We start from the raw sequence: 4,069 nt of genomic DNA, 5'->3' as shown, positions 1-4,069 counted from the left end.
TGAAGGGTAAAACTTGCAGTAGGCTTTTCTGTCTTGGCGACAGGATTATGGATTGAGCTTTGGGGATAGGCATTCATTCATGGGGTTGACTGGGCTTATTGATTGGGCTTCCACAAATTCTAGTTTACTTCATAAATCACTTTTTTTTAGTGGTCACTTTTTGGGGCTGGCCTCTCCGATGCGATCGCACCTCTGAGTATTCTATCTCAGGAAGAGGGCATTGCTCCTACTGGTCACTTATTTCTGCCATCCTGCACTAGAACCTTTTAAAAAAGTTTTCAATAACTCACCATTTATACTCCAGAGTTTAACTGTATTATCATAACTTGCCGTAGCGATCGCCTGATCATCTGAGCTAAAACTTACTCCCAACACCCAATTATCGTGAGCAGGAATAGTTTTTAGCAGATCACCATCTTGAGTCCATAGTTTTACTATACCATGATCACTGGCAGAAGCAAGCATTTTGCCATCGGGGCTGAAACTAACACTATTGACCCATTTTTTATGACCAACTAAAGTTTTAAGTAATTTGCCTTTGCGGTTCCACAACTTGACTGTTTTATCTTTATTACCAGAAGCAATAATTTGATTGTTCAGACTAAAACTGACACTCATTACACTATCAGTTCAATGTTAGCTCGTCCGAGTAATTCTTGATTGATTGATTCTAGAATGGTGCTGGTTCGTGGTTCTAGATATTGTCTTAATTGAGAACGTAGTTTGGGATAATCTTTAATTTTAGCAGTAATTTTGGCAATACCAACAGATACTTCTGCCTCTGCTGAAAGTTGGATCGGGGTTTGTAATACTTCTGATATTTCCGTAAATAGTTTTTGGAAGTAGCCTGGTTTTAGTTTGATGTTGGCTTGCTCTATATTTTCACTGACTTGACGAGTGATCGCCAGTAAAATATCACTAATATCTACATCCCCCATATCTAAGTCTTCAGAGGATTCAAAGTAAACAATATGATATCCTTTTCTTTCTAGTTTATCTTTCAGTCTAAATAGTTCAGTGGACTTGCCACAACCGATGTGCCCTGTAAATAGTTGACAAGTTGGCTGATTTCCAGATAGTAGTGTTATTGTTCTTTCTAATTCTTGAATAATGTCACTACCTCTAAACACTCGCAAAATCTATGTAATATTTTCATCTTCAGGATGTCCTACTATGAGGGTCTTGGTAGGGTTACAGGACTTGTAAAATTTAATTAAGTCAAGAGTTTCTAACACAGTTTTTCTCATAACAAAAAAAAGGCGACATTATATATTATTTAACTATGTCATTCTCTGGAATTTTTTGGCTATGGGCAAGAGGTACGTCAGCCTCTAGGTGCTTAGAGCTGATTTATAGAGTAAATATTAAGAGGCTGAATTTCTTACAGGACAAAGGTTTTACCGATTGTAGGCCAGTAAAGTGGAAATTTATGAGACCTAGATAGCATAAGAGTTTTCCTGCGGAATGCGGAGCTAACAGCTCAGTTAATAAATCAGCTCTTAAGCCTTAATAGATAGTAATAATATTAGGGAAAATTGAGTATACAAATAAACAGAACAGAAAATCAATTAGATATTTTTTCTATCTAAAATTTGATTAATTAGTAAAAACATCTACTGGTGTAGAAATATTTTGTATATATTTAAAAGTTATGATTTATAACTACATAAATCTCTATAGAACCCCTGATCGTATCTTTTGAGGGAAAGGTTATACTAAGTCGCGATCGCCAACCTCTTAAGCATCAGTCGAATAAAACAAAGATTAATCTTGGCTGTGGCATTTTCCAGAGTTCTTTTCCTGCGGAATGCTGCGCAAACAAAATTTTTAGTCAAGCTTTTACACCTTTCCATCCAAGAGTTGGTTATGCACGATGACACACCTGGCCTTGACGGGAACAAATCCTGTTTTTCCTTGCTGTTTTTTCTCCACCTGTGAAGGTTTTGGTGATAGTTTAAACCGAATCTTGGTCATAATTGCTGGATAAATTTTCTTTAACTCCTGTGCTATTTTTTCGTATGGGATATCCATTGTCAAGTAAGATAGTAATTTTAGTATGGGTTAACAGGTTTGGACTTAAAGTAATCAATGTTATCTGACAACATTTCTATTAATCCCTGATCGTCAGATACATTGGCTTTGGTGCAATAAGTAAAAAAAGGAAAACCGAGACTATCAACTGCGTTCCGGTCTTTTAATTCCGTTGGTAGCCTTGTAAAAACAGAATCCCTTGGACTTGATACTAGCATTACAGGTATTTTTTACAGATAAGTGAATCAATGATGATTAAAGTTGTCCATCTGGCTTTTTTTTTACCTGTTGACGTACAACACAGATGCAATACATCTCTAATCTTCAAGGGTAACCCCTGATGCTCGCCACTGCTTGTAGTGCCAAAATACAGTTGAATAGGGTGGTAAATATGCAGGGTAGATCACACCAGTTACAACCATTCTTTAATTGATATAAGATACCATCTAAGATTTCTCTGTTGCTCCATTTTGTAGGATAAGTTTTCTTCTTTTTTGGTAATAATGGTTCAATCAGAACCCATTCAAAGTCTGTTAAACTGCTTGAATACCGCATTTTCTCATGCGGCGTTGGCGTTGGCGGAGCAAGTGCGGCAGCTATATCGCTCATTAGTATAATCTTTTTAGGAAAAGATACGGTTAGGGATTCTATAAATTATCAATCATCGGCGACCATTTAACTTTTACCTGCTTGCTGAAAATCTCAAATATCTCACAACTAAAATAATATTTGTATAAGTGATTAAATCAAAATGATAATTGTGTAGGGTAGCATTAAAAATATTAACTAATTAGTGAGTAAATAAATATAATGGCTAATGGTATTGCATCGGTTTCTCGATCAGATTTGTCAAGTCGGCGACAAACATTGCTGCGTCAAAGACGATTAAGATTAGTAGTTATAATATGGCAAATACTAGCAGTTGGTGGTTTAGCAGGAACTTTGCTCTGGGCAATTACTCAGCCCATTTGGCTCATAACTAAACAGGAACAGTTAAGTGTAGAAGGTAATCAATTACTTTCAGACCGAGCAATATTATCTCTAATTCCTTTAGAGTATCCTCAGTCTCTTTGGAAAATTAAACCACAGGTACTAGCTAAAAATTTAGAGTCCCACGGCCCAATTGCCCGGGCAAAAATTAGTCGGCAGTTATTTCCTCTCAGTTTAAAGATTGAGATTACAGAGAGACGTCCTGTGGCAATTACTCAACTGAAGAGTAAAGTAGGTGCTGGTAACTCACAAAAAATGGGGTGGTTAGATGCCGAAGGGAATTGGATCCCCCTAGAAAGTTTTTCTGCTCTAGAAAGAACTCAATCTTTACCTACTCTAAAAGTAATTGGTTTTACTGAACAGTATCGTAAATATTGGCATCTGCTATACCAAAGCCTAAGTCTTAGCCCTGTTAAAGTGTTCGAGATTAATTGGCAAGATCCAGGAAACTTAATTCTAACGACTGAACTGGGAATAGTTCATCTAGGACAGTACAGTTCTCGATTTAGCGAACAATTAAATGTTCTAGACCAAATGCGAGAATTACCAAATAAAATTGATGCTCGCCGAATTGCCTATATCGATCTGAAAAATCCAGAATATCCTTTAATCCAATTACCAAATAAATCTAGAGGAATTAAAATTCAGTCGAATTAAATCGACAATAATTTCAAAGTATATTAAAATATTCCCTTTGGTTTTAGAAAAAATCCAAAGTAAATTTAATTATATGTCCTTCCAATTTTTAAAGTTGCAAATTGAAATCTCCAAAAAAAAACAGAAAAATTAGAGACGTTCAATCATTAGCTAAGTTCCCAATAGAGAAAAACTAATAAATATTCTGAGTTTGTTGGGTTATAATCCAAAAAGATTCGGCAAGAAGTCCTCCGTTATAATCTCCGATTTAACGGGAAGGGAATTGCCTGTGGTAAATTAAACAGGTGTCGATTGATGTTCAAATATAGCACTAAAGAGTAGTATAAAAATTATGATAATTACTCATTGCTACAAAATTAAGCCCACTTGTGAACAGTCAGCCAAAATTGAT

Annotated in this window: 5 protein-coding genes and 1 pseudogene; 1 reads left to right on the top strand and 5 read right to left on the bottom strand. The window is 35.8% G+C overall.

The features are described from left to right. Nucleotides 1–237: 237 nt before the first annotated feature. From F6K13_RS21840 to F6K13_RS21820, 5 genes and pseudogenes are all read right to left on the bottom strand, one after another. Nucleotides 238–618, bottom strand: coding sequence for a WD40 repeat domain-containing protein (locus tag F6K13_RS21840; protein ID WP_124144942.1), 381 nt, complete (start codon nucleotides 616–618; stop codon nucleotides 238–240). An 8-nt stretch (nucleotides 619–626) separates the two neighbouring features. Beyond that, nucleotides 627–1,247 (bottom strand): annotated as a pseudogene (locus tag F6K13_RS21835) (ATP-binding protein); the annotation flags it as partial. 592 nt (nucleotides 1,248–1,839) lie between these two features. After that, a complete protein-coding gene (locus tag F6K13_RS21830) occupies nucleotides 1,840–2,031 on the bottom strand; it encodes a hypothetical protein (protein WP_240038949.1) in 192 nt (63 codons plus the stop codon). Nucleotides 2,032–2,051: 20 nt separating this feature from the next. Then, nucleotides 2,052–2,249, bottom strand: a complete 198-nt coding sequence (locus F6K13_RS21825; protein WP_287288358.1) for a hypothetical protein — start codon at nucleotides 2,247–2,249, stop codon at nucleotides 2,052–2,054. 106 nt (nucleotides 2,250–2,355) lie between these two features. After that, nucleotides 2,356–2,640 (bottom strand): transposase, encoded by a 285-nt coding sequence (locus tag F6K13_RS21820; RefSeq protein WP_205127362.1) that lies wholly within the window; start codon nucleotides 2,638–2,640, stop codon nucleotides 2,356–2,358. A gap of 201 nt (nucleotides 2,641–2,841) precedes the next feature. On the opposite strand from F6K13_RS21820, the gene F6K13_RS21815 reads away from it, so the two are divergent. Then, complete coding sequence (locus tag F6K13_RS21815) at nucleotides 2,842–3,678, top strand: cell division protein FtsQ/DivIB (RefSeq protein ID WP_124144941.1); 837 nt, start codon at nucleotides 2,842–2,844, stop codon at nucleotides 3,676–3,678. Nucleotides 3,679–4,069 lie beyond the last annotated feature (391 nt).

It is taken from the genome of Okeania sp. SIO2B9 (assembly GCF_010672505.1).
GTDB lineage: Bacteria > Cyanobacteriota > Cyanobacteriia > Cyanobacteriales > Microcoleaceae > Okeania > Okeania hirsuta.
This window is presented reverse-complemented; position numbering and strand designations above follow the sequence as displayed.

Bases quoted from the DNA above. Each gene is read 5' to 3' on its own strand.
- F6K13_RS21815 (WP_124144941.1), top strand. From the start codon at position 2,842: ATGGCTAATGGTATTGCATCGGTTTCTCGATCAGATTTGTCAAGTCGG.
- F6K13_RS21820 (WP_205127362.1), bottom strand. From the start codon at position 2,640: ATGAGCGATATAGCTGCCGCACTTGCTCCGCCAACGCCAACGCCGCAT.
- F6K13_RS21830 (WP_240038949.1), bottom strand. From the start codon at position 2,031: ATGGATATCCCATACGAAAAAATAGCACAGGAGTTAAAGAAAATTTAT.
- F6K13_RS21840 (WP_124144942.1), bottom strand. From the start codon at position 618: ATGAGTGTCAGTTTTAGTCTGAACAATCAAATTATTGCTTCTGGTAAT.
- F6K13_RS21825 (WP_287288358.1), bottom strand. From the start codon at position 2,249: ATGCTAGTATCAAGTCCAAGGGATTCTGTTTTTACAAGGCTACCAACG.